Source organism: Flavonifractor plautii ATCC 29863, from assembly GCF_000239295.1.
In the GTDB taxonomy this organism is placed as follows: domain Bacteria; phylum Bacillota; class Clostridia; order Oscillospirales; family Oscillospiraceae; genus Flavonifractor; species Flavonifractor plautii.
The window spans coordinates 25,938-51,329 of sequence record NZ_JH417842.1 but is presented as its reverse complement, the minus strand read 5'-3'; the positions used below and the strand labels follow the sequence as shown (position 1 = coordinate 51,329).

36 protein-coding genes are annotated in these 25,392 nt (G+C 60.0%); all 36 read right to left on the bottom strand.

Features of this window, described 5'->3' with window-relative positions:
• Window positions 1-345: hypothetical protein (locus tag HMPREF0372_RS16655; RefSeq protein ID WP_007495041.1), on the bottom strand; the 345-nt coding region annotated here is incomplete at its 3' end.
• Window positions 346-383: 38 nt separating this feature from the next.
• On the bottom strand, window positions 384-581 hold the full coding sequence (locus HMPREF0372_RS16650) for a hypothetical protein (RefSeq protein ID WP_007495039.1): 198 nt from the start codon (window positions 579-581) through the stop codon (window positions 384-386).
• Between the two features lie 5 nt (window positions 582-586).
• Window positions 587-964 carry a hypothetical protein gene (locus HMPREF0372_RS16645; protein ID WP_007495037.1) on the bottom strand — a complete coding sequence of 126 codons (378 nt, stop codon included), beginning with the start codon at window positions 962-964 and terminating at the stop codon, window positions 587-589.
• Window positions 961-2,349: a hypothetical protein gene (locus HMPREF0372_RS20290; RefSeq protein WP_174269973.1), complete on the bottom strand. Its 1,389-nt coding sequence runs from the start codon at window positions 2,347-2,349 to the stop codon at window positions 961-963. The genes HMPREF0372_RS16645 and HMPREF0372_RS20290 overlap by 4 nt, the downstream gene beginning before the upstream one ends.
• A 1-nt stretch (window position 2,350) precedes the next feature.
• A complete protein-coding gene (locus tag HMPREF0372_RS16635; protein WP_007495033.1) occupies window positions 2,351-2,692 on the bottom strand; it encodes a hypothetical protein in 342 nt (113 codons plus the stop codon).
• The gene (locus HMPREF0372_RS16630) at window positions 2,685-3,590 is read right to left on the bottom strand and encodes a putative phage tail protein (protein ID WP_007495031.1); all 906 of its coding nucleotides are present in this window, start codon (window positions 3,588-3,590) and stop codon (window positions 2,685-2,687) included. Before HMPREF0372_RS16630 ends, HMPREF0372_RS16635 begins: the two co-directional genes overlap by 8 nt.
• Window positions 3,577-4,698: a baseplate J/gp47 family protein gene (locus HMPREF0372_RS16625; RefSeq protein WP_007495029.1), complete on the bottom strand. Its 1,122-nt coding sequence runs from the start codon at window positions 4,696-4,698 to the stop codon at window positions 3,577-3,579. Before HMPREF0372_RS16625 ends, HMPREF0372_RS16630 begins: the two co-directional genes overlap by 14 nt.
• Window positions 4,695-5,105, bottom strand: coding sequence for a DUF2634 domain-containing protein (locus HMPREF0372_RS16620; RefSeq protein ID WP_007495027.1), 411 nt, complete (start codon window positions 5,103-5,105; stop codon window positions 4,695-4,697). The genes HMPREF0372_RS16625 and HMPREF0372_RS16620 overlap by 4 nt, the downstream gene beginning before the upstream one ends.
• On the bottom strand, window positions 5,105-5,593 hold the full coding sequence (locus HMPREF0372_RS16615; RefSeq protein WP_007495025.1) for a DUF2577 family protein: 489 nt from the start codon (window positions 5,591-5,593) through the stop codon (window positions 5,105-5,107). The genes HMPREF0372_RS16620 and HMPREF0372_RS16615 overlap by 1 nt, the downstream gene beginning before the upstream one ends.
• Before the next feature lie 11 nt (window positions 5,594-5,604).
• Window positions 5,605-6,582 carry an XkdQ/YqbQ family protein gene (locus tag HMPREF0372_RS16610; RefSeq protein ID WP_007495023.1) on the bottom strand — a complete coding sequence of 326 codons (978 nt, stop codon included), beginning with the start codon at window positions 6,580-6,582 and terminating at the stop codon, window positions 5,605-5,607.
• A complete protein-coding gene (locus HMPREF0372_RS16605) occupies window positions 6,579-7,328 on the bottom strand; it encodes a hypothetical protein (RefSeq protein ID WP_007495021.1) in 750 nt (249 codons plus the stop codon). The genes HMPREF0372_RS16610 and HMPREF0372_RS16605 overlap by 4 nt, the downstream gene beginning before the upstream one ends.
• Window positions 7,329-7,345: 17 nt before the next feature.
• Window positions 7,346-9,211 carry a tape measure protein gene (locus HMPREF0372_RS16600; protein ID WP_007495019.1) on the bottom strand — a complete coding sequence of 622 codons (1,866 nt, stop codon included), beginning with the start codon at window positions 9,209-9,211 and terminating at the stop codon, window positions 7,346-7,348.
• Window positions 9,212-9,215: 4 nt separating this feature from the next.
• On the bottom strand, window positions 9,216-9,395 hold the full coding sequence (locus tag HMPREF0372_RS16595) for a hypothetical protein (protein WP_007495017.1): 180 nt from the start codon (window positions 9,393-9,395) through the stop codon (window positions 9,216-9,218).
• Complete coding sequence (locus HMPREF0372_RS16590) at window positions 9,395-9,799, bottom strand: phage tail assembly chaperone (protein WP_007495015.1); 405 nt, start codon at window positions 9,797-9,799, stop codon at window positions 9,395-9,397. The genes HMPREF0372_RS16595 and HMPREF0372_RS16590 overlap by 1 nt, the downstream gene beginning before the upstream one ends.
• Window positions 9,800-9,811: 12 nt before the next feature.
• Complete coding sequence (locus HMPREF0372_RS16585) at window positions 9,812-10,288, bottom strand: phage tail tube protein (RefSeq protein ID WP_007495013.1); 477 nt, start codon at window positions 10,286-10,288, stop codon at window positions 9,812-9,814.
• A gap of 13 nt (window positions 10,289-10,301) precedes the next feature.
• Complete coding sequence (locus HMPREF0372_RS16580; protein WP_007495011.1) at window positions 10,302-11,639, bottom strand: phage tail sheath family protein; 1,338 nt, start codon at window positions 11,637-11,639, stop codon at window positions 10,302-10,304.
• A 1-nt stretch (window position 11,640) separates the two neighbouring features.
• A complete protein-coding gene (locus tag HMPREF0372_RS20210; protein ID WP_007495009.1) occupies window positions 11,641-11,802 on the bottom strand; it encodes a hypothetical protein in 162 nt (53 codons plus the stop codon).
• Window positions 11,792-12,250 carry a phage tail terminator family protein gene (locus HMPREF0372_RS16575; protein WP_007495008.1) on the bottom strand — a complete coding sequence of 153 codons (459 nt, stop codon included), beginning with the start codon at window positions 12,248-12,250 and terminating at the stop codon, window positions 11,792-11,794. The genes HMPREF0372_RS20210 and HMPREF0372_RS16575 overlap by 11 nt, the downstream gene beginning before the upstream one ends.
• Window positions 12,247-12,657 (bottom strand): HK97 gp10 family phage protein, encoded by a 411-nt coding sequence (locus tag HMPREF0372_RS16570; RefSeq protein WP_230979318.1) that lies wholly within the window; start codon window positions 12,655-12,657, stop codon window positions 12,247-12,249. The genes HMPREF0372_RS16575 and HMPREF0372_RS16570 overlap by 4 nt, the downstream gene beginning before the upstream one ends.
• 34 nt (window positions 12,658-12,691) lie before the next feature.
• The gene (locus HMPREF0372_RS16565; protein WP_007495006.1) at window positions 12,692-13,126 is read right to left on the bottom strand and encodes a hypothetical protein; all 435 of its coding nucleotides are present in this window, start codon (window positions 13,124-13,126) and stop codon (window positions 12,692-12,694) included.
• The gene (locus HMPREF0372_RS16560) at window positions 13,123-13,611 is read right to left on the bottom strand and encodes a DUF4054 domain-containing protein (protein ID WP_007495005.1); all 489 of its coding nucleotides are present in this window, start codon (window positions 13,609-13,611) and stop codon (window positions 13,123-13,125) included. The genes HMPREF0372_RS16565 and HMPREF0372_RS16560 overlap by 4 nt, the downstream gene beginning before the upstream one ends.
• Window positions 13,612-13,623: 12 nt before the next feature.
• Window positions 13,624-13,860, bottom strand: a complete 237-nt coding sequence (locus tag HMPREF0372_RS16555) for a hypothetical protein (protein WP_007495004.1) — start codon at window positions 13,858-13,860, stop codon at window positions 13,624-13,626.
• Window positions 13,861-13,871: 11 nt separating this feature from the next.
• Window positions 13,872-14,909: a DUF2184 domain-containing protein gene (locus HMPREF0372_RS16550; RefSeq protein WP_007495003.1), complete on the bottom strand. Its 1,038-nt coding sequence runs from the start codon at window positions 14,907-14,909 to the stop codon at window positions 13,872-13,874.
• Between the two features lie 15 nt (window positions 14,910-14,924).
• Window positions 14,925-15,437, bottom strand: a complete 513-nt coding sequence (locus HMPREF0372_RS16545; RefSeq protein WP_007495002.1) for a structural cement protein Gp24 — start codon at window positions 15,435-15,437, stop codon at window positions 14,925-14,927.
• 12 nt (window positions 15,438-15,449) lie between these two features.
• Window positions 15,450-16,256, bottom strand: a complete 807-nt coding sequence (locus HMPREF0372_RS16540) for a structural cement protein Gp24 (RefSeq protein ID WP_039997868.1) — start codon at window positions 16,254-16,256, stop codon at window positions 15,450-15,452.
• Window positions 16,256-17,485, bottom strand: a complete 1,230-nt coding sequence (locus HMPREF0372_RS16535; protein ID WP_007495000.1) for a DUF2213 domain-containing protein — start codon at window positions 17,483-17,485, stop codon at window positions 16,256-16,258. The genes HMPREF0372_RS16540 and HMPREF0372_RS16535 overlap by 1 nt, the downstream gene beginning before the upstream one ends.
• The gene (locus HMPREF0372_RS16530; protein WP_007494999.1) at window positions 17,485-17,703 is read right to left on the bottom strand and encodes a hypothetical protein; all 219 of its coding nucleotides are present in this window, start codon (window positions 17,701-17,703) and stop codon (window positions 17,485-17,487) included. The genes HMPREF0372_RS16535 and HMPREF0372_RS16530 overlap by 1 nt, the downstream gene beginning before the upstream one ends.
• A gap of 81 nt (window positions 17,704-17,784) precedes the next feature.
• Complete coding sequence (locus HMPREF0372_RS20205) at window positions 17,785-17,922, bottom strand: hypothetical protein (RefSeq protein WP_007494998.1); 138 nt, start codon at window positions 17,920-17,922, stop codon at window positions 17,785-17,787.
• Between the two features lie 6 nt (window positions 17,923-17,928).
• Entirely contained in the window at window positions 17,929-18,162 is a 234-nt protein-coding gene (locus tag HMPREF0372_RS16525) for a hypothetical protein (protein ID WP_007494997.1), read from the bottom strand.
• A complete protein-coding gene (locus HMPREF0372_RS16520) occupies window positions 18,162-19,670 on the bottom strand; it encodes a phage minor capsid protein (protein WP_007494995.1) in 1,509 nt (502 codons plus the stop codon). The genes HMPREF0372_RS16525 and HMPREF0372_RS16520 overlap by 1 nt, the downstream gene beginning before the upstream one ends.
• A gap of 6 nt (window positions 19,671-19,676) precedes the next feature.
• Window positions 19,677-20,033 (bottom strand): YjcQ family protein, encoded by a 357-nt coding sequence (locus tag HMPREF0372_RS16515; RefSeq protein ID WP_007494994.1) that lies wholly within the window; start codon window positions 20,031-20,033, stop codon window positions 19,677-19,679.
• 2 nt (window positions 20,034-20,035) lie between these two features.
• A complete protein-coding gene (locus HMPREF0372_RS16510; protein WP_007494992.1) occupies window positions 20,036-20,302 on the bottom strand; it encodes a hypothetical protein in 267 nt (88 codons plus the stop codon).
• 10 nt (window positions 20,303-20,312) lie between these two features.
• Window positions 20,313-22,049, bottom strand: coding sequence for a phage portal protein (locus HMPREF0372_RS16505; protein ID WP_039997866.1), 1,737 nt, complete (start codon window positions 22,047-22,049; stop codon window positions 20,313-20,315).
• Window positions 22,050-23,273 carry a PBSX family phage terminase large subunit gene (locus HMPREF0372_RS16500; protein WP_007494988.1) on the bottom strand — a complete coding sequence of 408 codons (1,224 nt, stop codon included), beginning with the start codon at window positions 23,271-23,273 and terminating at the stop codon, window positions 22,050-22,052.
• Window positions 23,260-23,655, bottom strand: a complete 396-nt coding sequence (locus HMPREF0372_RS16495) for a hypothetical protein (RefSeq protein WP_007494986.1) — start codon at window positions 23,653-23,655, stop codon at window positions 23,260-23,262. Before HMPREF0372_RS16495 ends, HMPREF0372_RS16500 begins: the two co-directional genes overlap by 14 nt.
• Window positions 23,656-24,111: 456 nt before the next feature.
• The gene (locus tag HMPREF0372_RS16485) at window positions 24,112-25,392 is read right to left on the bottom strand and encodes a DEAD/DEAH box helicase (RefSeq protein ID WP_007494982.1); all 1,281 of its coding nucleotides are present in this window, start codon (window positions 25,390-25,392) and stop codon (window positions 24,112-24,114) included.

The following is a 25,392-nucleotide window of genomic DNA, read 5'->3' as shown; positions in this document are numbered from 1 at the left end:
CTTCTCGCCGTTGATGGGGCCGGGGTCGGCGGCGCCTTCCATCAGCTCAACCATGCCCTGATAGTCCTTTGCGTTCCACAGGGCGGCCAGGGCCTTGACGTTACCCTGGCGCTTTCTGATCCAGGCGTTAAATTCATCATTTTCCGCGGCCAAATCTACGTCGTCGCCCAGGGCTGCCCAGTCAGGCCGGAAGGCCGCGGGCAGATTTTCCGCGCCGATGTCCACCGCCCTGCCGTGGCGGATGTTGTTATGTACCATGCTGCCGCCTACACCCACATCTACATCGTTGGCATTGGCGATCGCGTAGCAAGCGGGGGTGAGCTCGTTCCAGTTGATGTTTTTCATTGTGGTACTTCCTTTCATTTTTACGGCCTTTGGCCGATTTAAACGGTTTCGTCAGCGGGCTTGTAGCTCTCGCCAATGTACTGCTGGTACTCTTCCTGGGTGATGACGCCGTCGGTCACATCAGCCCGCGCCAGGGTGCGCACGTCCTCCTTTACGGGGTCAAGGACGCTTTCAAAGGTGCGCGCACCCCGTTTGATGCTGCGCCAGTAGCTGTGTGCGATTGCTTTTACTGCCATTGTCTTCAACCTCCTAGCATTTCATATATATCTAGCAACGCATCGTCCTGCTGTGCGTTGATAGATGCCTGTTCGGCCTGGCTCTCAAAGAGCGCGATAGCGGTTTCGTCGGTCTGCGCCAGGGCTTCCTCCAGGGCCCCAAGCCGATCCAGAGGCGACGGCTCAGGTTCCGGCTCTGGCTCCGGGGGCCGCTTGGTGGGTGTGATGCCCACCAGTACCCCCTCCTCAATCTGGAGATCACACCAGCCATAGGTCGCCCAAACAGCGGCCTCCAGGTGGACGGGCACCTCTATGTAGCCATCTTCCCACACCCTGGCAGCACCGTGGCGGGACTGGATATTGCGGGAGCCGTCCTCACGGGCGTTGATTTCGATGATAGTCATGAGGCACCTCCGAATTTCAATGCTACATAATTGAGCGGCTGTGCCGGATTGCCAGTTGAATTTATGTTGGTGCTACCATTCCATGTAACATACTGACTTCTGTTACTCCCTGTGGAAATTTGGGCTCGTACTTTTGGATATAGCATGGCAAACGGCGGAATACTATTGGCCCCTTCTCCTCCGTATATAACCCATACCACATCCGGCGTGAATGGCAAGGCAACGCTGCTCGTAAAAGTACCAAGCGCTGCGCCTTCAAGGGTCGCTCCGCCGAGCCTGTCCGCCACACTCGACCCATCCGGCATAAATACCACTTCGGCCAAGGTCTGCGGCATGACATCGCACTCCTTGCCCTGTAGCCGCTCTACCCGGTACGGGCTGTCTGGCATTGAGGTAGGCGTTTTGGTGTAGGATAACTGTCTGTTTTCACTTATCCAAGAGTTATCCATGATTTCCTGCTCGGCCTTTACAGTGAATTGCCCTCCTGCCGCGCTCGGAAACCTGGATACCGGGATAGTCACACTATCGCCAGACTTCAAGGTCAGTTCTCTCTGGTAATCGCTGTCGGTATTTTCAAAAACCTCTGTTACTTGAATGGGCCTATTCAAGTCTAAGGCCAACGCTGTATACGTTATCGCCCCATGGATTTCCCCAATATTGCCTTCTGGCATGTATATTCTTAATGCATCCGAAGGGACAATGTTCACGGTCTTGGATAATATGGGATCGCCATATACGCCAGAAATGCTTGCGGACACGCGGTACTGCACACTTGTCCACTCAGCCTGCGCTCTGTCGTTATAGACCAGGGCGACTCCCGCGTAAACCTGCGTCCAGCCTCCGGAATCCACCCTGCGCTCCAGTTTGTAGTTTTCCGCGCTGTCTGCGGACTCCCAAGTAATATCAATTGTCTGACCGACCATAGCCGCATCTGGCACATCTATACTGCTAATTTCAGGTTTTGCGGATTGATAGATATAATAATATCCATCCTTTACTCCGTTTTTAGGATATTCCGCCTCGTTTCTGCTGGTTACAGTTTGGATTAACTCCCCGTATGTTTCCTCTGCGACATACCTTCTAAATGAGCCTTCACTATGATAAAGTTTTGAATCATCGGTAACCATCCATCTACCACCGTCGCCCGCGTTATACATGATATATTTACCATGGTCGATGAGATATTCGTCTCGGCTTGATGGCATGCGATCCAAGTACCTTGAATCCTCAAGTGTGGACAAAGTGGTAGTTGGGTAAAATTTACCTTGATTGTCAAGTGTATAACCAGAACAAAGTATAACCGGAAAACTTATATACCACTTGTCACTAGTTACAGTTTCCTTCGCTACGTGCTTTATATAATACTTATTCCAGACATAAAGCATGTTAGTGCCCACCTCCCGCATAGTCCGCCAGAATCAGGCCATAGAGCGTATTTGCCTTCCGGGAAGCCGGAGGCACCGCCTCCTCCACTTCATAGAATCCACCTATGTCAGGGAGCTGCCCGGCGGGCACCTTGCCATCGGGCCCCAGCGTCGCCAGTCCCGAAAATGCCTCTCCGATCTCTTTAGCGGCCGTCTGCGCGGCGTTGACCTGCTCCATGAGGTAGTTGTAGCCGTGCTGCTCGCTCAGGCCCACCTCTGCCCCGGTGGGGGCCACGGTCTGTCCGCCGGTCCAGTCCTCCGGCAAGTCCGCCGGAAGCGGAGTTTTGATCGGATTTTCAGCCATTGCTTACCACTCCTTCCGCTACAGGGATAATGTGCTTCAAGACCACATTCGTGGTAACAGGGATATACACGGTGGAGGACGTGAGGATATTCCCCTCTGCATCCAGCAGTTCCAGGGCGGTGATCTCTGTGGCCTGGGACGGCATGATGGTATAGGTGACGGTCAGCTCCGACCCCTCCACGGTCTTGGTCAGTCCGGTAATCGCAACTGTTCCGTTGACCCGGGCGGAGGCCACATCGCCGCTGACGAAGTTCGCCACACCGGCCAAGAGGGCCTGCTGGATGGATGGCGTCTCAGGCATCTTAATCACTCCCTCCGGGCCGTCGGTTGCGAAGGGCAGCCGCCCCAGCTCCCACGCCCCCAGCCTGTAGTTATAAATTCTCTGCGCGGACGAAATTATCTCGGAGAGCAGCAGCCCCGTCCGCACAAACGGGGCGTTGACCCACACGATATGCGCCGGTTTGATACGGTTGATGGTGAAAGCCAGCTCGGTGGCGTAGTTCTGGTTTTGGGCCGCGCTTTCGATATAAAGTGTGTAGTTTGGGTAGTCTACCGTGACCTTCCATTCACCCGGCCCAATCAGCTCGTCCAGCTTTTGATAGAGGAATCCCAGGGTATAGGGCGGACGGGTAGAAATGCGGTTGAGCACGCGGGTCCTTCGGAATGCCAGGCTTTCCACCTGTGGGTTTGGTACAATTCGGAATACCTGCTCCCACATGCCAACCGCCCTCTTGTCCATCGTCTGGAAAAAGAAATTGTCAGCCACACCCACGATTTCCTCCGCCAGGGCCTCAAACTGCTGCTGTTCGGTCAAGCAGATCTGCTGATAGTCCAGCACCTCCCGGTACCACGGGGGCAGCAGGGACAGCAGGTTGGTATCCAGCTCAATTGGATTCATTCAGCGTCACCGTCCCTATCACGGGCACCTGCTGGGTTTCGCCCGTCTCCGTCAGGAGGAGATCTGCCGTACCGCCGTTGAGCTGCACGTTGGTGGCGTTGACCACGCCGGCCACCCCCACGATAGCGGCGGTAACCCTGGCCACGTACACATCGGCAGCGTAGGACACGTTGTTGGCGGACACGTTGGTGTCCCACCCCTGCCGCACGCTGCGCAGATATGTCTCAATGGCCTGCTCCACCGGTTCCTGCACCTGTCCGATGGCATATCCGGCGGCCAGCAGGAGGGTGGCGGAGACATTCACCGCCAACTCTGTCGGGGCCACCGCCGTCACCTTTGCCCCGATAGGGGCCAAGCCCAGCCCCAGCCCCTGGTTGGGGGGCGGGTCGATGGCATTCTGCACCTTCTCCACCAGTGTGGATGAGGCAGGCAGGAAATCCGCCCCCAGAACGGACAGCTTCACAGTGCCACCGCCGCTCCAGGTGGGGTATACCTGCACCCCGCCCACGCCGTCAATGGCGAGGACGTTCTGGCGGTAGTCGGCAATATTGCCGCCAAAGGGACGGTTATTGAGCGCCTCAATCAGCCGTTCCCGAAATGCGCTGTCGGTCTCTGTGTCGTCACCAGGCACCAGGATATCCGTAATCTGTGCACTGGTCAGCCCCGGAATGGCGGTAATCGGCAGGATGGGCCCGGTGTACTCGTTTCCGATGGCGCCGGGGGTCTCCGCGGCCAGCTGGTACTGGTTCCCCGTATCGGTTGCCGCCGTTACGGTAAAGTTGATTGAGCCCGCTCCGTTGATGGTGGAGAACCGGGCTCCAATGGGCACAGAGGTATTGAACACGCCCAGGCGTACCGCGGCGGAGGCCGGATATCGGGTCAGGCCGCCAATCACAGCCAGCATATCCAGGGAATCCCCCACAGCCGTCTGCACGAAGGCCGCCCGCTGCACCCGGTCCAGAGTGAGGTAGAACCCCGCCAGGGTGTAGGCCGCCGGGGAGATGGCCGTGGGGATGGGGGCCGTGTCCCGCTTGTCATAAGTATCGGGCACCCGGTCCAGCATCTCCTGACGGAGGCTGGCATAGGTCTCTTGAGTAAGGTCAATCAAGTGATATCCACCTCCACACTGGTCTGCATCTCTCCATATACTGTGTTCACGGTGAGGGAGGCCCTCAACATATCCCCTTCCACGGCATACGTAAAGCCGGAGATCCCCCGCACCCGGTCGTCCATTTTCAGCGCATCGGTGATACGCCGCTGAAGTTCCGAGGCCACATACCCCGGGTCCTGCCCGATGAGCCCATCCCACTGCATCCCGGAGTAGGGGGAATAAATCTGCCAGCGGAACCGCTCCACATTGAGAATGACCTCCACAGCCTGCCGGACAGAATACCAGCCGTCACATTCCCCCTGGATGCGGTTGGTTTCCTTGTTGATATACCACGTCCTGGATGGCTGGGAGACGAAGGACACCCCGGCGGACAGGTCGATAGTGGATGTAGGCAAAGTCGGCATCAGGCTTCCTCCTCAAAAATCCGGGACAGGACGATGAACTTCTGCCCGTGCTGTACCCGCAGCAGGAGCACTCTGTCCCCCTCCTCCAGCCTGCGGTTCAGGATAATAAAACCGTCCTTGACAGGCAGCTTCTTCCCGTCCTCCCAGCACACAATGTCCTCCCCCTGTAGGGCGGCGTCCGCCCCCTCAGAAACCAGAGCGTATTCCCCCAGGTAGGAGCCGTCCAGTCCCGTGGTGGTGGTGCCCGCCGAGTTGGCATGGGTGTGGGAGAGGGTCTGAATCCGGTGCCTGTGGGCCAGCACCGGGATTTTCTTCTCAATCACCGGCTCAGTGAGGCAGAGCTGCCTCCGTCTCAGGGGAGATGTGGCAGGGTTAATGGTAATCTCCAGCGGTTCTTCTCTGGTCACCGTGCCCACCCGCAGGTCTGTTGGCTGCCCGGCGGCGGTGTTCTCCTGCATCATCTGGTACAGAACATCTTTCAGATCCACGCACTCACCTCTTACACATGTTCCAGCCCCAGGGTCTCAAACTCCATTGTGTGGTCGTCATTTGCCCAGGTGTGGGTCACCTTCTCCAAAAGGACGTATTGGTCGAGATTGATATCCCCAAGACCCTGCACCTTCATGAGCACCATCTGTCCCGCCCGCAGGCCGGGCACCCCCAGGGAGGATACCTTCAGCGTCCGCATCCGGCGGTTATAGCACGACAAGGTGGCCCGGGCCTGGGCCTGTACCTGCGCGTCATTCATGGTGCCATCCACCGTCTGGTAGAGCTGGAGCATGCCCCACTGTCCAATTGTGGCGCTGTCCTCAGCTACGAACACATCCGCCCTGCCGGTCTCCTCGTTGGGCCGGGCCAGTTTGACGTGGTTGTAGGTCTGCTCGTCGATGTCGGTCTTGTAGGTGTAGTCGGTCAGCAGGGACATGTCGCCGATGACCACGTTGGAGACCATATCCCGGGGCTGCCGGAGGGCCAGTCCGTTTCCATCATCGAACAGCACATAGATGTTCCCGGTGTTGAGCAGGGTCTGTTGGATGGCCTCCCCCAGGATATCCAGGCAGCTCTCGTCCTCCTTATAGAAGTCCGGGATAGCGTACCCCGTATCCGCTACCTGCCCCACGTCAATCTGGAGGTCGGCGGCGATCTGCCGGAGCATATCCCCGGCGGTCTGCGCCTCAAAGTTATAGGATGCGTTGGCCTTCAGATAGCGGATGCGGTCGTAGCATGTGACCTGAATCTCCCCCCAGCGGTCCTTGCTCTTGGTGAATACCCAGCCGTAGAACTGGAGCTGGCCGTCCGCCGAGAACCGGACGATATCGCCCTCGGCGAAGCTCAGATCCCCGGCTTTCAGCACATTGAATTTCAGTGTGCCCGGCGAACCGGTGCGTTCCGTGCTCCAGGTAACCTCCGGCACGGAGTTGGATATCTCCCACATCTTCCCGCTGGACTTGTTGGCAATAATCAGCTCTGTCTTCACGTATCGTTCACCACCTGGAGGGCGTTTTTGTCTATCCAGCCCAGGGGATTCCCGGCTTCGTCTGTGATGTGGACGCTGGCGGGGCGGGTGGCGTCTACAATCCGTGACACCAATACCCTCCGTCCGGAGGCCGTGCCGTGGGGCTCATCCCCGTAGCTGGTGTAAAAATAGGAGCCGTTGGCAATGCACGCCGCACCAGCATAAAGCTGTCCTTGCGGGATTGTGCGGGAGGGTTCCGCTGTGACTTCCACCGGCATCCCCGCGGGCTGCCGGCCGCTCTGTGCAGAAAGAGACTGCGGGGTATAATCCCGATACTCGGTCAGAGTCAGATCGTAGTAAAAATCGCCGGTCTCCCCTCCGCGCTCCTCGGTGTTGAACTGGGTGACCAGCACTTCAAAGCCGGTGTCGCCAGTCATGAATGGCTCCCCGTTCTCATAGTACCGCACAGGGGTGTAGATGATGGGCGCCTTGTCGTTCATGGCGCTCTCAAAGAACTGGATGTAATACTCAGGCGGGTGGAAGGCGCCCCATTGATTGCTTCCAGAGAACTCCCGCCCGGGGAAAAAGGAGGAAATGGTTACCTCCCGCAGCTTGGGTATGCGGGGGATCATGATGGGGCCGATGCCCAGCACGTTGTATTCGCTGTTGTCGTTGTCCCGGGCCACGGGCAGCTTTTCCGGGTTCACCGGCAGGCGGATGACCGTACCGTCCCGCGTGAAAAACAATCCGAAGTTATTGACGGACATACCGGCCTCCTCTTTTCTTATCCGCTTGCGGGCCGCGCCGTGCTGCGCGTGGAGCCGGAGGCGGTCTGCTCGATCAGAATGTCCCGGATGGCATTGGCGAGGCTCTGGCGGTCGGCGGCGGTCCGCCCGGTGTTGGCTCCGTTGACCGTGATCACCGGAGTCTGCGCCGTCAGGTTGACGTTGTTCACATACCGCCGCTCCGCCACGTCCACCAGGGATTTGATGTCCTCGTCGCTCATCTTGACCGACTTCTCGATGCTCCCTACGCTCCCGGCGATATCGCCCAACTGGCCGGAGAGCTCGTCGTAGGGCACGCCGGAAAGAGCCGCGCCAACGGCGTCGTTCCCATTTCCGCTGAACAGATTGGCTCCCCAGTTATAGCCCGTGTTCCAAGCGTCTCCATAGTTGAACCGGTAATCAATCGTCGGTGCATTCCTGTCCAATGTAATAGCGTTTTCGTTTTTGCCCCACTTGAGGACGGAGTCTTGCAGCGAAGTGAGGCCGGCGGTCCAATTTGTTCCGAAGATGGCGTCAATAATCTTCGTCACAACTTTGCCCAAATCTAGAAACCAGGAGATAATATTTCCGATTAAATTGGCGACTGCCCCGCCGAACGAATCAAACCCGCCGTTCGTAACATTCAGGACCCATTCGATGATTCCAAGAAAAGGCGTCACAAAGATAGACCATACAGCCTGAATGATTCCATTGAGCAATCCGATGACTGTATTTCCAATAATCGCGGCTACTGTGAGCACTGCTCCGGCAATAATTCCAGTGGCCGACACACTGGTCCCGGCGAAGTGATTCACCGCCGCCGTCACTGCGTAAATGGCCCCGATCACCAGCGCAATGATGATAAGCGGCAGCCCCCAGGTGGTCGCCATGACCGCCCCAAGCATCTCCTGTGCGGTTGTCAAGGCCGTAGTCGCCGCCGTGCAAATGTTGGTCCAGTTGGCTGCCAGAAGGAACACGCCGAACGCAGCACCCAGGCCCAGGACAATGGGGCCCACTAGGTCGATATTATTTGCCAGCCAGGAGATTGCATCCAGCACCGGGTCAAGGGCCTGAATGGCGACGTTCTGGAACATCGTCCACACCCGCGCCCAGGTCATGGGCATCTGCTCAAACTGGGCGTTGGTCTCCTCCGCCGCCCCAAGCATGGCGTTCTTGACCACCTCCGCGGTGACCTTTCCCTCGCTGGCCAGCTCCCGCATCTCCCCAATGGTGACGCCCATATACTCCGCGATGGTCTGGGCAATCATGGGGGTCTGCTCCAGCACCGAATTGAGCTCCTCGCCCCGCAGGGTGCCGGAGGCCAGGCCCTGGGTAAGCTGCACCAGCGCGGCCTGGGCAGACGCACCGGAGGCCCCGGAGATCGCCATCTGCTTTTGAATCTGCTCGGCGAAAGCCACCAGCTCGTCCGTTCCTGTAAATGCGTTCCCGGCTACCGTGCCGAGCTGGGAAACAAAGTCCGCCATATCGGCGTAGGCTCCACGGCTGCGCATGGCCGCCTGATAAATCTCTTCCTGGGCTGCGGCCGCCGCCTCGGCGCTGCCGGTCATGAGCCGCAACCGGGCGTTGATGCTGGTGAGCTGGTCGGAGGTGTTTACCAGCCAGCGGACGGACTGCATACCCAAGAAGGTGCCTGCGAGGTTGCGGATCGTACCAAGCAGGGATGTCCCCCGGCTGTTGGTCTGCGTCATCTTCCCCGCAAGTTCTTGCATCTGTACAGCTGTGGCCGCAGCGGCGGTTTCCACATTCATCGTGGAAGCCCGCACATCGTCCAGCATGTTTGCCATCCTCTGCGCTACCTGTAAGCACTGGGTCATGGTGGACGTGAATTTATCCTCCAGAATCAGGGTTTCTCGAATTGCGGCCATGCTCTCACCTCCGATTCGCCCGGTCTTGGGCTTCCTTCTGGTCTCTCATGCTTTTCAGGGCGAACTCGGTCACCAGCCGTTTCTCCCTGGACGGGAGGGCGTCATACCGGGACGGGGCCCAGCCGAGGTTCACGAAGCAGTAATATGCCACCAGCATCTCCGTGTCCCAGCCGGCCCCGTCCATCAGTTTTTTACCTCATCCTCCTGCTCCGCAAAGCCGGACAGCTTCGTAATCTCCTTGACCAGCCGGGCATACTCGCCGGACAGCAGCAATTTACCGGGCACCAGCAGCGGGTCCAGGACGCCGCACCCGTCGCACAGCTCCTTGCTGGAAAAGTCGGGTTCCACCGTGGCGGCCACCACCATGCGGCGGGTGAAATCCACACTGTCCAACTGCTCGATTGTCTGTCCGCCCTCCTTCCGGCGGCGGGTGGCCTGCCGGGTGATGGCGTCGTTCTCCTCCTGGGTCAGCGCCCGGATCTTGAAGGGCACGGGCTGGCCACTTTCGTCCTGAAAGCGGTTGGAGATGACAACCTCCTTCTCCTCCGAGGTAGTGACGGGATGCAGAAATGCGGAAAGCTTACTCATATCGGTTCCTCCTTAATTACCCAGTTGGGCCGGATCGTTGAACGCCTGGAGCCGTGCCACGCGGGTGTAGGCGAAGTTGAAGTCATAGTTCAGCATGGTTTCCTCACTGTTCAGAACGGAGAGGGGCACGGTGCCGGTCAGGTGGCATCCGTAATAGGCCATAACCTGGGAGCCCAGTGTCGCCGAAGCGGAATCGGAGTTGGTAATCTGAATATCAAACTCCGGCATAACGCCCGTCTGGATGTACTGGAGCACCATGTCCGTCCACAGGTTGGTGCCGTAGTAGATGTTGCCGGTACCCGTCAGCTTGGCCCCGTTGGGCTTGTCCTGGATGGTGCGGGTGCCAATGACCCGCATATCGCTGCTCTGGATTTCCGCATTGGTGGTGATGTTCCGCATACCGGCCACCACATAGTTCCGGCCCTCTTTGGTAACCACCACGGAGCCCTCCGCGCCGGTGACGGTGTCTTTTGCCAGCAGATAAGCCATATTCACACCTCCCTCAATTCACGGTGATGGTGACGTAGATCTTCTCCACGCTGTCCACCGGCTGGATCGCCAGGTTGACCACGATGGCGTCAATGGCCTCGCCGGGCTCTACGGTCACGTCCTCGGCCTCAAAGTTCTGAATGCCGTTATTGGCCTGGATGTCCAGCAGATACCCCACGATGGCGCTCTTGAACATCATGCGGCCCTGCTCGTTGTTGTTGACCACGCCGATGTAGCCGTCAGAGAACTGCTGATAGATGTCGTTGGCGACGGTGTTCAGCAGCCGGATCACCCGGTTCTTGTGGTAGGGCCCGGTGATATCGGTGGTATAGGTCACCAGAGAGTTGATATCCTGCTCCACCTTCACCACCCCGTCGTCGGCAAAGAGGACAAACTGGCCGGCAGTCAGGGCGTCGATGTACCCGGAGTTGGTCAGCTTGGGGGACACGTCCACCGCGTTGGGATAGGCGGCGTAGGTCAGGGACTCGTTATACTGGGCCCCAGCCAGGGCCCCGCCCGCCCACCAGGTCACCTGCTGGGGGGTGAGGGTGGTGCCGTCGCTGAGCACAACGCCGCTCATGATGTTGACCACAAAGCGGTCGTCCGGGTTGGTGAGCCCCGCGGCCACCAGTTGGGTATAAGCCCCCTCCTCCGCCGCCAGGCGCTTCACAAAGGCCACCATCGCGTCCTGCACGGTGGTGTCGGCGCCGTCGTAAATGAGTACGTCGAATTTGTAGGGTTCGATGGCTGCCAGGAAGTCGGTGTAATCGGCGGATGCGGGAGAACCATCGGCGCCGCCGGAGAGCGCCTTTCCCACCGTGGCGGCCAGGGCTCCGGTACCACTCCAGGCCACCCAGTCGTTGGCGGATAGCTCCTCCACCGTCTTTGCGGTCTGCTGGTCCACAATCTCCCCGCCCACCACAGTGGACACGGCGAAAGCATCCTCCGGGTCAGTCAGCTCGGTAATGACGATGGAGATATTGTTGCCCCGAACCCCGGGATACTTTGCGGTGGCCGTCAGGGGCGAAACCTCTGCGCTTGCCTGCTTCTGCCCGGTGGCCCCCAGGCGGTAGAGCAGCAGCTTATTGGGGGCCGCCGTCCGGTTGGTGCCCTTGAAGATCTCGTTGAGGAACCGGTTCTTGGGATTGGTGATGTCATACCCGGTGTAGGGGGTCATATTGGCCCCGGCCTCGATCTCCTGCACCGTCTCCACCGGGCCCCAGCTCATGGCCTCCGCGATGGCTACCACGCCCCGGTCGCTGACCGTGAGCCCCAGCCCCCGGTCCGAGGCAAACCGGATGTAGACGCCGGGCCGCACCTTGTTCTGGCTCGCCCAGGTACCTCCTGCCATGTCAATCACGCTCCTTGTCTTTGAAGAATGCCTTGACCGCCTTGTCGGCCTCGGCGATGGTATACTCGCTCTTACACAGGACTACCCCGAGGAAGTCCTGCTGATATTTCGCATAGCGGTGAGCTTTCAGCAGAATCTCCCGCCGGTACTTTTTAGCTTTCATCTTTCAGCCTCTCGTCGTAGTTCATGGCCTGCATCTTGACCACAGCTTCGGGGATAGATACCCGCTCCAGCAATTCGAAACGATAGTGCAGGGCGTCCAGATCTATGCGCCATTCCCGTTCATGGGCCCGCAGCAGGATGGTTCCCGCCGTCTCCCCGTCGGAGTAGGGGAAGGTCTCCATCAGCAGATCCAGGTTCTCCCCTGCCCGCTGGTACCTCTGCTGCAAATCCGGGCGGTTGTAGTCCTCCAGATAGGTGAGGTCAAGCCCCATCCTCCGCCGCCAGAACCCGCCCGTTTCCAGGGTCAGGTAGTTGTAGCGGGTCTGGAGGAACATGCAAGGGGTACGGCTGCCCTGCTGGTTGGGGTCTTCGTAGAAGGCCACACTTGGGAAGCAGGGGGCCAGGTAGTCCGCCAGGGATTTGGCGATGGTGGTTACAGTCAGGTTCATTCCATCAGCTCCTCCAATCCCTTCAACTCCTCCCGCAGTACCCGGCGGTACTCCTCCACCGCCTTGTCTACCATGAACAGGCCGGGGACATAGGCCGTCCGGGTACCTACCACGATACCGCCCGTTCCGTCTGGGTTAAATTCCAGCAGCCCGGAGCCCGGATTGATGACCAGCCCAGGCACAAAGTGGCGGTCCATCCGGTGCCCGTCGTTGACAAAGGAGGCGTACTGCTTGTCGTTGTTGAGCTCCGACACATAGCTGTCCCCCTGCCGTACCGGTCTGGGACGGCTGTCGGTCACCCAGTGCTGCTTCATCTCTCCGGTGCGGGTGTTGGTTCCGCGCAGACTGTTGACGGTGGGCGGCGTCTCCTCCACTGCCTTTTCCACGGCCCGCAGGGCAGCATTCATTCCGGCCCGCGCCAGAATACCCGGAATTTGCGTCTTAGCCTGTCTGAGCTGCCTTATGCGCTCCTCCAGGTTCATCTTCCACACCGCCTTTCACCCGCTCCTGCTGGAGCAGACGGATTTCCTGGTGGGCCAGTCCCGGCATGATAGCCCCGAAGGGCTCAAAAAAGTGGTTGGGGCCGGAGGCAAAGGCGCGTATGTCCGGGATGCTCTTGCCGAGAACCGCCCCCCGGTGAATGATGAGCTCGTCACCGGCCTGGATGTCCACTTCGTTGTCACACTGGAGCCAGTCCTTTTGGTCTGCTGATGCCGCGGCCTGGCTCATGCGGATCTCCGGCGCTTCCACCTGATAGAGGCGGCAAGGGATATTCCGGTACAGCTCTCTCCGCTCGTGGCGTGTCAAGCTCTCATCCTGTACCGGAACCACCCGCCAGATGTCCACGGTATCGGTGTACCAGTCATGGAAATTCATAAGACATAACTCCCTCCCATGCCCACCAGCCTGGCCTTTGTGGCCAGAAGCTGCCCGTATTGGGTGGCGTTCAGGTCGCCCCAGTCCTCCGTCGCTTTCGTGAGGGCGTCTGTGTCATAAGTGACACTGTCCTGCCCCAGCTTGGCCGAGGCCACCACCCCCACCAGCGCCCCGGTGGCCGCGGCCTGCCCGGGCGTCTCGCTGGAGGGTGCGTAGGTTTTCAGGTAGAGCGTGGCATAGTGGGCCGTATACAGCCCTGCGGCGTACCGCCAGCCGTCCAGCCACTTGTCCGGCTGGATGGCAGCATTGGCCTGCCGGATGAACTCATCCAGCATGGTCCTGGGCAGCAAGCTCTCCCCCAACCCGGTAAAGAACTGCGGGAAATCCTCCTGGAATTGCTCTGCCGTGTAATTCCCCGCGCTGTTGCCAAGGTTGGCCGCCGCGGCCCGCACACCGTAAAATTGCGGCTGGCCCCAGTAGAACATGGCTCCCGCCTCCTATTCCTCGGTGGTCTCCGCGCCCCGTCGGGTCTTTACCTTTTTCTCCGCCGCTTTCTGTCCCTCCCTGTCGGAAGTGCCGGAGGGCACAACTTTTCCATCTCTGACAAGGGCCCGGAAATAGTCCGTCTCAGCCGCCCAGCCGGGCACAGTCTCCATCATGCCAGCCCGCAGCCGGACGGAAGCAGAGCCGTCCGGGGCGGGAATGACAATGTTCCGTTTGCTCAGTACAAACATGCGCGCCCTCCTCAGATGCCGTCCACGTACAGGATAGAGGTGGGGTAGAAGATCTGCACCTCGGAGAGGTTGGCCATGTAGGCGGTGTCGTAGCACACATTGGCCACGTTAGGGGCGGACATAATGCGGCTCATGGGCACCAGCTCGTCCATCTTGACGAAGCGCTCGTGGTTCACATAGACCACCATCCGGTCCTTGTCCCCGGTACCCGCGCCCTTGCACCACCGGGTGGCCCCGATGAAGAGGGAGCCGCCGTTCTTGGCCGACGCGTTGTTCTTCAGCAGGAAGTCATAGATGGTCTCAGTGGCCAGGTCGGTAACCATAGTGGTGAGGATGTAGTTGTACTGCTCATAGGGAATGAGGATGTGGTTGGGCACGGCAGTCTCGTCGTACTCGTTTGCGGCCCACACAGAGGTAATGGCGTCGTTCACGTCCTTGAGGATTTCCTGTGGGGTCTTGGTGGCCCAGGTGGCGGTGCCCTTTGCGCCGTTGACGGCGGTGGTCTCGGTGGCGTCTGGGTTGTTGACCAGGCCGGTGGTCCCGTAGTCCCCGATACCCACATAACCATTGGCGTCCATGTGCTTGTCGTAGGCCATTCTCACGCCGTCCTGGAGCAGGTTGTCCAGGCTGCGGCCGATGTAGTTGGCCCGCTGCATATCCTGGAACATCACCCGCAGGGCGGCGGCGAACACGTGGGCCTTGTATACCCCCTTGTCCACACTGGCCTGCACCACGGGAATGCCGTTGGCGCCGCCGGCCGTCACGGGGCTGTTGACCGCGCCGCCGGTGATACCATAGGCCACGCTCATGGCGGACACGTAGTCCACCCAGCCGCCGCCGGTCTGGATTACGATGTCCCTGGGATAGGTAAAGCTGGTCAGTGGCTTGCGGATCAGGGGGTCGCGCTTCTCCAGCTCACTCACTAGAAAGGCGCCCCCAGAGGCGATGCCGTCGGCGTCCATGACGGGCACGCCGCCCACGGGGGCGGGACCGGCCGCCTTGGGGGTAAACACCCCCGCATTGTAGGTTCCTACATTCTGAAAGCTCATTCTATGTCCCTCCTATCAGGCGTTGTTCATGGTCAGGATACGCAGCTCCGCGACACCGTTGGCATCGGCGGGCCCTGCCCACTGGCAATTGGTGAGCTGCACCACCTTGCCGCTGTCGTCCTCTGCCTCAAAGCCTCCCACAGCGGCGGTGGAAAAGCTGCCGTTAGCGGTGATGCGGACATAGACCGCGCCGCCCAGAGCGGGAGTGCCGCGCTGGCACTTCACATTGATGGCCCCGCGCTGGAAGACGCTCACCGGCTCGCCAGGGGCATACTGGCCCTGACTCTGGTCTAGATAGGTGAGCGCGCTCTTGATCTCAGCTCCAGCCACGCCCACAAACTGGGCCGCGGTTGCGGCTGCTCCCATGGGGACTACCTCTGCTCCGTCGTATTTCAGCGGCGTGCCGAAGGGAATGGGCGCGCCGCCTCCGGCGGGGCGCGTGTTTACAATCATGTCAGGCTGCCGGGCGTAACAGCCCGCAAACCCGTGGGGCATTTCCTTGCCGATCACCTGGGGGTTGAGTCCCATAATATTCACTCCTTACGATGTAGCCAGCATCCCCGCGGTGCGGAGCGCGGCCAATAGGTTGTTGAAATCCTGCTGCGTGGGGGCTGCGCTCAGGTCCGCAATGGCGGCCATCTGCTTCACGCCTCCGAGGGTGGCTGCGGCGGCAGCGGGCAGTGTATACGACGGCCCGGCCGGCCCCTGGTCACCCTTTGGCCCTTTGGGGCCTTCCGGTCCTACGGGCCCCTGCGGCCCAGTTTCCCCTTGCGGTCCCGGTTCCCCCTGTGGGCCGGGGTCCCCTTTGGGGCCCTGAGGCCCCGCAGTGCCCTGCGCTGCGGGCACTGGCCCCACATAGGCAATGCGCAGCTCGGCCACGCCATTCCCGTCCGCCGGGCCGCCCCACTGGGCGTTGACCAGCGCCACAGTGTTTTCCCCGTCCGCCTCCGCCTCGAAGTCGCCCGGCTGATAGCCTCCGCTGGCAGTTACCCGGACATAGACTGTTCCATCCACCGCCGGAGCGCCCTTCCGGCACCTTACGTTGATGCACCCTCGCTGGAATACGGAGACTGGTTCTCCCGGGCCGTACCGCCCCTCATTCTGGCTGTAAAACTCGGACGCGGACTTGACCTCCCGGCCGGCCACGCCGATGAACTGGTTTCCGGTGTTTCCAGCCCCCATGGGGATCACCTCGCCCTTCTGCCCCCGTACCAGGGGCATCCCGAAGGGTATGTCCTCCGCTCCGCCCAAAGGGGCGGTGGTGACGATCATATCCGGCTGTCTGGCATAGCTGCCGGAAAAGCCATGGGACATATCCCGGCCAATGGTCTGAGGACGAAGGGGCATCATTCCCCCTCCTTCCCCGCCTTGTGGGGATTACGGGCTGCATAGGCGGCCTGCGCCTCGGCGCAGGCAGTCTCATAGCTGGTGCGCCTGGCCGTGTCGGCGGCCTTCTGTGCGCTGTCCCGGGCGGCCTGAACAATCCCGCTCATCACATCGGGACCCTGGATGGTGGAGAGCAGCGCATCCACCACGCGGGCGCGTTCGGCCCGGTTCTGGATGGCCGCCACAGCGGGGCGCACCTTCTTGAGCAGGGCCACAGCCGCATCCCGTGTACCGGGCTCCATCAACTGGTCCGCCATTTCTTCGGCGGGGATAGTGACCGCCTTCTCCTTCGCCACCGTCTCCTCTCCGGCCAGCTTCTCAATCAGGTCGTCCAGGTCCTCTTCATCGTGGAGGGGCCGCTCTCCCCGGCCTCCCCGGGCCTTCGCCTCCAGCATCTCCAGAATGCGGTCCAGCTTGCTCCCGATGTCGTCGCCCTTGGGGGCGCGCTCCACCATCTCGTCAGAAGCCTGGGCTGCATCACCAGCGGGTTCCGCCTCCGGCGCCTTTGCGGCGGGTTCGGCGTCCAGCGCAGTGGCGACCGTACTCACATCGCGGGTCAACTGCTCCAGCTCCTCCGGTGCAGCGTCATTTGCCGCCAGGCCGAAGAACCGGTAGAGCGCCTCTTTGGTCTCTTTTTTCATTCGTTTCAGTCCTTTCTCCGCCTTTCCGGCGGCGTGGTCTTTTATTGCAACACTGTGGCCCGCCCTGCCTCTCGGCACAACCGCCACGTGATTGCCCACCAGGTTTGTCTGCCGGTATCCGTCCAGGTATGGTTCAAACCTGCAATAATAGCCGCAGGAGACCTCCCTCAGCACGCCGCTTTCCACGTCGGAAGCCAGTCCGGGGTCCTTGATAATCAGGTCGGCCACGGTGTTGTCCCCATCCCGGCGCACATGCTCCAGGTGCCCCTTGGAGTAAGAAGCCTGGTTCTCCGCAGCCAGCATCTCCGCCGGGTGCCCCCTGGTGATGTCCTTTCCCTCCAGGCTGGCCAGCGCCGCCGGAGAGAACACGTCCTCCTCCAGGCGGTAGACGGTCACTGGCCGCTCCGGTTCTCCTTCCAGCCCCAGTTCTCCCGCCGTATACATCTGCGTGCCGGTCCGGTTGATCGGCACATCGTAGCAGATCAGGTATCCCTCCGGCGTCTTGACCAGGTGCTCCGAGATATGGGAGCCATAGTACGCAACCGCCATCAGTCCACCCCCGGCACCATTGCGGCATAGTCCGCGTCCCGGCCGGTCTGCCGGGAGATCAGGGAGGAAATCAGCGCCACATGGTCGGTCTCGTCCTTGTTGATCTCCAGCAGCACCCCCAGATCCTCCCGCGGTGCCAGGGCCATACAGGCCAGATACAGCCGCGTGGCCTCGATCTCCTCGGCCAGCGCCCTTTGCAGCAGTTCCAGATAGGTCATGCCGTCACCTCACTTTGCAAATAAAAAAGGAGCCGGCAGGATTTCTCCTGTCAGCTCCATTCAGCTCTTCCCGCCCACCATTCAGGGCGTGGGAACAATATTCAGTTTCTTGCGGGATACCGTCTGCACCTTGATGGTTCCATCCTTGTCCAGCAGCAACTCCACCCGCAGTCCACGCTTGAGCGCGGCCTCAATGGCCCGTATCACTTGCTCTGTCATTTTCCTTCACTCCAAAATTCCCTGTTCCCTTAGCTGCCGCATGGATTCTTGATACTCCCGCTCCAGCTCCTCCTTAGTAGCCTTCCTTAAGATATCCGCCTCTGTGATATCAATGTTATCCCAGTCTTTTGGAGAATGCCCGATATCCACAAGGTAAAAATCCGGCTCAAATACCTCCACAATTGTGCCGATTTGGCCATCTCTAAGCAAAACAGATTCATATTGCTGATACTTTGCCATTAAAATTCCTCCATGTGGGCCGTTGTCAACCAGGTCGAGCCATCCGGTTTGACAATCCAGCCTAGAAGCACATTCGCAGGTTTGTTGTTTACTCCTTGAAGGATGACAAGCTGAGAATATAATTTCCCATAAATGCTTGAACTTCGATATGTAACAGGATACATTTTTGCCGCTTCTAATATTTCATCGCGCATAATCTGCCAGTTTTCTACATTATACCCTAAATGCGATGAAAATGCATGCCCTTTTGCCAAACCTTTTGGGTTTTCCGGGTTAAAAAAATACCCTGTAAATTTGGCGTCTGCGGCGCTGGCTTTGTCTGCTCCGGGAAGTGCCCGCTCTGGATGCTCCAAAAGCTCGGCCCTCCTGCGGTAATCCAATCGCCACAGACGGTACCGCTCTCCGTCCTCCCGCTTCTGATGCAGGAAGGTCTCAAATCTCCCGGGCACCCGGTCCCCCAGCGTCACCCGGTAGCGCTCCCACTGGCGGTAATCCGCCAGCCATTGGGCCCGGGCCCGCTCTTTTTTGCGGTAAGCCGCAATCTGGCTCTCCGACCGCGGGTCTCGGCTGAACGGGTTCTTGCTGGGGTTGGAGAAATCCTTTATTTTTTGGATCTCCTCATCTGTCCGGCCCGCCGCCGTCCAGGGCAGCAGCACATGGAGGCAGTTGGGGTGGATGTTGAGCCAGGTGTTGGCCAGTGTGTCCGGCCCCGCCGGGTCTACCTTCCCGAACGCCGCCGCCAGGGGTGGGAAGTCCGGGTCTGTGCCGCTACGGGAGTATACCCGGCCCTCGTAGGGCGCGCACAGCGCACAGGTGGTGCCGTGGCTGGATATCATGTATAGGTCGTGCTCCGGGTCCGCGGTGAGCACCGCCAGCACCTCCGCCTGCCGGGAGGTGGTGCGGGAGACCATCGTGCAGTAAGTATGCAGGCTCCAGTCCCGGCCCGCCTTGTCAGTAAAGGCCCGGACGCCCTCCCGCCGGAGCGCCTGCACAAAGGCGGGCACTGAGGCGTTCACGCCGCGTCCTGCGGCCTGTTGCGCCGCCACCTGTTCCAGCCCCACCCGGCGGTATACATCCGGCTCCACACGGCCAATCAGGGCGGATTGCAGGGTAGCCATCACAGTCATGGAGGCGTCGGTAATCTCCCCCATCAAGTTTGCCGCCAGCCGGTCCACAATGGCATGCTGCTCACCCGTGAGCACGGCCGCGTTGGCGTAGCCTGCGGCGTGCTTGGCCGCCGTCTCCGGCACCTCCAGGGCCTTCCGGGCCTCTGGCACCCGGACATAGAACTGCTTTTCAATCATCTTTGGGACGTATTCCCAGCAGTCTGATTCCATCTGCCGGAGGATGGCCTGCACCCGCTCCAGGGCGGCCACAGCGTGGTAATCCACCAGGCCCTGGGAGCGAAGCCGCCCAATCTCGTTGATGATGGCGGTCTCCGCTCTTAGATAGATGGAGACGAGCGTTTCCAGCTCTTTCTCATTCGGCGCCCGATTCAGCGTTGGCATAGAGTATCACCAGAACTTAGAAAGGACTGTTCCCGCAATCTCACCAGCCGGCCCAAGAAATTCCGTCACTCGCTCCATGGTGGAGTTTTCTTCCAGGTATTCAATGCCCGCAGGAGTGATTTTTAGGCCGCTGGTTTCCTTGAACTGAACAGGGCTCCCAATTCTCCGGACTTCTGCAATCCCCTCGATGTATCCATCTGCCAGCAGATGGGCCAGCATGTAGGTGAAGTATTCCTCGTGGACTGGGAAGTCCTTTGTGTTGGGGGCCAGCAGATTCCAGTCAGGGGCTATATTCTGTTTCAGGCATTTATACAGATAACGCAGGAATTTATTGACTAACACAAAGTAATCGTCTTTCGCCATGCTTATTCCCTCTCGTTGTCTTCCCAAATATCTTCCTGCCCTGGCGGGCAGTCGCCAGTATTATCAGAAAAATAATGATACAGCTCTTGTGTGGTAGCATTCGGATTTCTTTTTATATATTGCATCATTAAATCTTCCACGCCAAATGCTTCTATCGCTTCAACAAACCACTCTAAATCTTCTTCCAAAAAAGATTCAATTCTTGATTCCTCTTCATGGACAAAGGGCCGCAGGGCCGCTATTAACTGATAATGTCCATTCTCCCCCATAATACAAGCGTCACTCCTTCCAGGACTTTTTAACGATCACACTTCCGCTACCATCCGCCTCAAGCCAATACCGCTTGCCCTTATAGCTGACTTGACCTTGTTGTCCCGTTTTGGCTCCCGGATATTTGGTATTGAACTCACCCCGCAGAATACCGAAGGTCTTGGCTGAGACGGTTTTCCCCCGCTTGTTCGCCCTCTTTGACGGCGCGTACTTTGTTTTCCCAATTTTACTATTTCCGCCGCCGCTTGTCCATCTCCCTTTTTTATCCCTTGGCTGGCTGGGCGAATAATCCCATGTCAGCGCGTCCTGCGCGGCCCCCTCAAAAGGGGCGGATATCTCCCCTCCGTACCCCAGCCCTGCCAATGGATCCCGCAGGGCGGTCACATCCTGGTAGGTTTTCCCGGTGTTGGCCGCGATCTCCTCTTCGGAAATACTGTCAAACATCCCGGTCTCGTCCGCCAGCTTCTTGAGCTCCCTCTGAGCCGTGTCCGCCCGGAACAGGCCCGCCTGAAAGGTATCCCGGATGGCCTGGGCCTTTTTCAGCGCGATCTCCGCCACCTCGGCCGCCGTGGGAGTCCACAGGGGCGGGAAAGTGATGTCCAGCCCGTCGGGTACCGCCCCCCAGGCTGACATGGCCAGGACCGGCAGCAGCTTTTCCAGAATGGGCCGAAGCTTGGCCTCCCGCAGCGTGTCCACGTAGTCATAGTAGTTCCGAAGGTCGCTCTCCCCGGTGGCGTTCATCCCCGCCGGGGAGCGTCCGAACAGCTTGGTCACCGGAATCCGGGACGCGCCGGACAGGTCGAGGCACATGGAGTCGTAGACCTCCTGGAGCCCGGTAAAGGTGTACTGGGTATTCTTAATCTGGTCACCCCGGTTGACCAACTGCATGCCAAAATTGGACTTCATCACGCTTTGGGCCTGCATCACGTTCCAGAACCGCCTCTGCTGCTCCCCGGACGTAACGGAAAAGAGCTGGTCCAGGTTCTGCACCTCCATGGTGTCCACGTTGGCCCGGAAGGTGAGCGCGGCCATGTTGGCGGCCACGTTGTCATGCTTAACCACATCATTGTATAGGGCCTCCACCTCGGACTCTCCCCAGTACAACTCCGCCACCCGCTCCAGGAAGGGCAGGTCGCGGCCGGTGAACCGCACCAGCCTTGAGTGGTGCACCTTCGCCACCGTGTTCCCCCTGGCGTCGGTGATGGAGTAATAGGCGGGCACCGGCTCTCCGCCCTCGAATACCAGCTCCATACCGGGTACCACGCCCTGCCAGCGGTCGAGTATGTAAAGCCCTTGGAAGGTACCGGGGTAAATGCTCTCCAGCTCCAGCGGCTGGCCCAGCATCCCCTCCCGTCCTCGAATCATGATAAGTCCGGCGGCGCCGCCGTACAGCCTGCCCCACCGCAGTCCCTCGTTGACCCGCTCCCGGAGCGCCGTCACGCGCTGAACGCGATCCAGTTCCTTCAGGTGCTCCGGCCCCACCGCTCCGGCGGGAGCGAACCACTTCTTTGTCATGTCGTCCGGGATGATGCCCACCACGTTCTGTACTACCCAGTTGTCCCGGTAGAGGGAGTTGAGCAGGGCGTAGTTGTCCGTCATCCGGGTCAGCGGATACTCTGTGGCCTCCAGCGGCGACTGGGAGCCATAGCCCAGCCGGAACAGCGGGTTGGAAAATGCGTCTTGTACGCTCACCGCCTCGGTATTTGGTTGTGCGCCCCTGGGGCGGCTTTTATTGCGTCTGGACACTTACTCGAACCTCCAGTCCGGCAGTGAATTGATGTAATAGCGCAGGGCGTCCGGCCCGTGGTCCCGCTCCTTCAGGGGCTTCTCATCCCCCCGCTGGCCCGCCTTCTCGTCCCACAAATAGGTGCCCAGTTCGTCCAGCAGGCCGGCACAGGCTTCACTGACCAGAATTTTTCTGCGGTGAAACAGGCTTCCGGTCTTGCGTATGCCGTCCAGCACCTCATTTTCCGCAGGGATGACATACACCCCCCGCCGCCTCAGTTCCTCGATAAACGAGGCCGCCGAGGGATCTACGATCACCGCGCACCATTCCCTGCCCAGAAAGTCCAGAAGGTCGTCGGCATACTCCTGGTCGGTCTTCTGCCGGCGCTCCTTCCGGCTGTCCCAGCGGTACTCCCTGTCCACCCGGATCACTCCATCGTGGTCATAGATGTCCAGAAACACCGTAGGGTTGGCGGTACCGTAGTCACAGGCCACGGTTCTCTGGGAAACCCATTCCAGATCCACCGGGCGTTCCTGCGTCCGGTAGACATTCTCTGTCTGGTCAAACATGTCGTAGATAAGCCCCTCCGACATGACCCACAGGCCCAGAATGTACCGCTGGTAGAACACCCCGGCATAATACATGCTCCGGTATCTGGCCCGGGTGGCCTCGTCCAGCGCCGGGTTGTCCTCCATGGTGAAGTGCAGATGGAGGGCCTTGTGCTCCTCCGCCTTTAGAATCCACTCCTGCCGGAACCAGTGCTGCGGCCCCTCCGGGTTGCAGTTGAACCATAGCTTTGCCCCTGTCACGGAGCACCGGGCCATGGCCTGTTCCACAAAAGAGCGGGGCATCAGGGCCACCTCGTCCAGCAAAACCCCCGCCAGGGTGATACCCTGAATCAGCGTGTAGGAGCTCTCGTCCTTGCCGCCGAACAGGTAGAAGCGGTTCTCCCGCACCCCACGCCGGGCCGTAATTACATGGCCGGAGCGGCTGTAGGAAATGGTGAAGTTCTGCCGCAAATACTGCACCGCCAGAAGCGGCGTCACAATGTTGCGCTCCACCGCTCCTACCGACTTCCCACAGAGTGCAAACGCGCAGCCGTTGAAACGTCCCATTGCCCACAGGAAGAAGGACAACGACATGACTGAGGTTTTTCCCGACCGCACCGCGCCGTCACAGATAAGCGCATCATAGTCCCGGTATGGGAAACGCAGAATCTCCCTCTGCTTTTCAGAGAAGCCCATTTCCCATCTCCTCCTTCAGCGACGCGGTGATCGGATCGTCGTCCATGTCCTGCATACCGCCGGCGCCCGCCGCCCCCTGCTCTCCCAACAAGTCAAACAGCACCTTTGCCGCCTTCGCGTCGCCCTTGGCCGCCTTTAGGGTCAGGCCCGCAATCACCGCCATCTGGTTATCCACATCCTCCGGTTCTACGCCGTCACGGGCCAGCTTGTTCCATGCCCGCTTGTCCGCCACCGGGAGAGAGAGGTACAGGTCTGCCGCTTCTCTCAGGCTACGCTTTCGCCGCCGTGACGCGCCGGATGCACGACCACCTTCACGCCCGAGTTCTCTCGCTTCGCTCTGGCTTCGCTGATCCATCGGTATAAGATTCTGTTCATTCGGCATGTCACCACCTCTCGGTCGTTTTTTGGTTCCACCGCCTACCTCGTGCAGTAAGCAGCAGCGTAGGGGCCCGATATTACCCGCCTCGGTGCCGGGCGGTAGAAAAGGAGGCGCAGAGGTATACACCTCCACGCCTCCATCCTACATCAAGTGTTTGGCTTTTGTGGTTATTCTTTTAGTCCAGTAACCCGCGTTTCTGCGCTACCAACATCAGGAATGACCGTTGCCACCGCTTCGCGGTCTCGTACCCGCATGGCACCTCTAGCGCCGCTCCCTGAAGTGTGTGGGTCTTGCGGAAAAACACCATGCCGATCACGGCAAGACGGCTTTGCCCCTCTGGCATCTGCCCCGTCTGTGCTATCGCAGATACGACTGCCGCGGCTTCGGCTTCTGTTGTGTGGTCAGGGTACCGCCTAAGGATCTCCCGGACATAGCCCCACCACGGATATTTTGGTCTGCTCATGCTTCCCTCGCTTTCTGAATCCTGGCCTTCAGCGCCTGCATCAACGCCTCCTGTGTATCCCCCTTGTCATGCAGGGCCGCCACCACGGCCATGTCCATGCCACCCTGCACCACCAAGTGGTGCGCAATGACCGGGTGCCGCTGTCCCTGCCGGTGCAGCCGGGCGTTCGCCTGCCGGTAAAGCTCCAGGGCCCAGTTGGGATAACCGTACCACACGATGTGGTGGCCCCCGGCCTGAAGGTTCAACCCGTAACCGCAGGAGGCCGGGTGGGCCAGCAGCAAATCCACCTCACCCGCGTTCCACGCCCGCGCGTCCTCTGCCCCATGATATACCCGTACCCGCAGGCCGGAGCCCTTCAACGCCTCCGCCAGCCGGTCCCGCTCATGCTGAAACCAGTAGAACACCAGGGCGTGCTCCCCGTGAAGCTGTTCCACCACCTCCAGAAAAGCGTCCAGCTTGCAGGCATGGATCTCGACGGCCTGGCCGTCCTCGTCATAGACCGCCCCACTGCACAGCTGCAGCAGCTTTCCGTTCAGCACGGCGGCGGATTGGGCCGTGATGGTGGCCTCATCCACCCGCAGCAGCATGTCCCGCTCCAGCCTGTCATAGGCCCGCTTTGCTTTGGCGTCCAACACAACGGGGACAATGTCCTCGGTGTAGTCCGGCAGGGTCAAATAGTCCTCCGCCTTCATGCTGACGCAGATGTCCGAGATGGCCTCCCGGATGCGGCGGTCGGCCCCGTCCTGCGGGCTGTAAGTACGATACTGCTGGCCGGGATAGGCCCGATCCTCCGTGAAGAACGCCTCCCGGTAGCTGGAAATGGTCTTGCCCAGCCGGGCTCCGCCGTCCAGCAAGTACACCTGGGCCCACAGATCCTCCAGCCCGTTGGGGGACGGGGTGCCGGTCAGCTCCACCAGCCGGCGGATGCGGGGACGCACCAGCTTCAGCGCTTTGAACCGCTTGCTCTGGGCGTTCTTGAAGCTGCTGCTCTCATCCAGCACCACCATGTCGAAGGGCCAGCCGTTGCGGTAGTAGTCCACCAACCAGGGCACGTTCTCCCGGTTGATGACCCAGATGTCTCCCGGGGTGTTCAGCGCCCGGATGCGCTTCTGCGCGCTGCCCAGCACCGGGATGATACGCAGATGCTTCAGGTGATCCCATTGGGCCGCCTCGGCGTTCCATGTCGCCTCCGCCACCTTCTTGGGCGCCACCACCAGGCACCGGGCCACCGCCCAGCGGTTGAAATGCAGCTCGTTAATCGCCGTCAGGGTAATCAC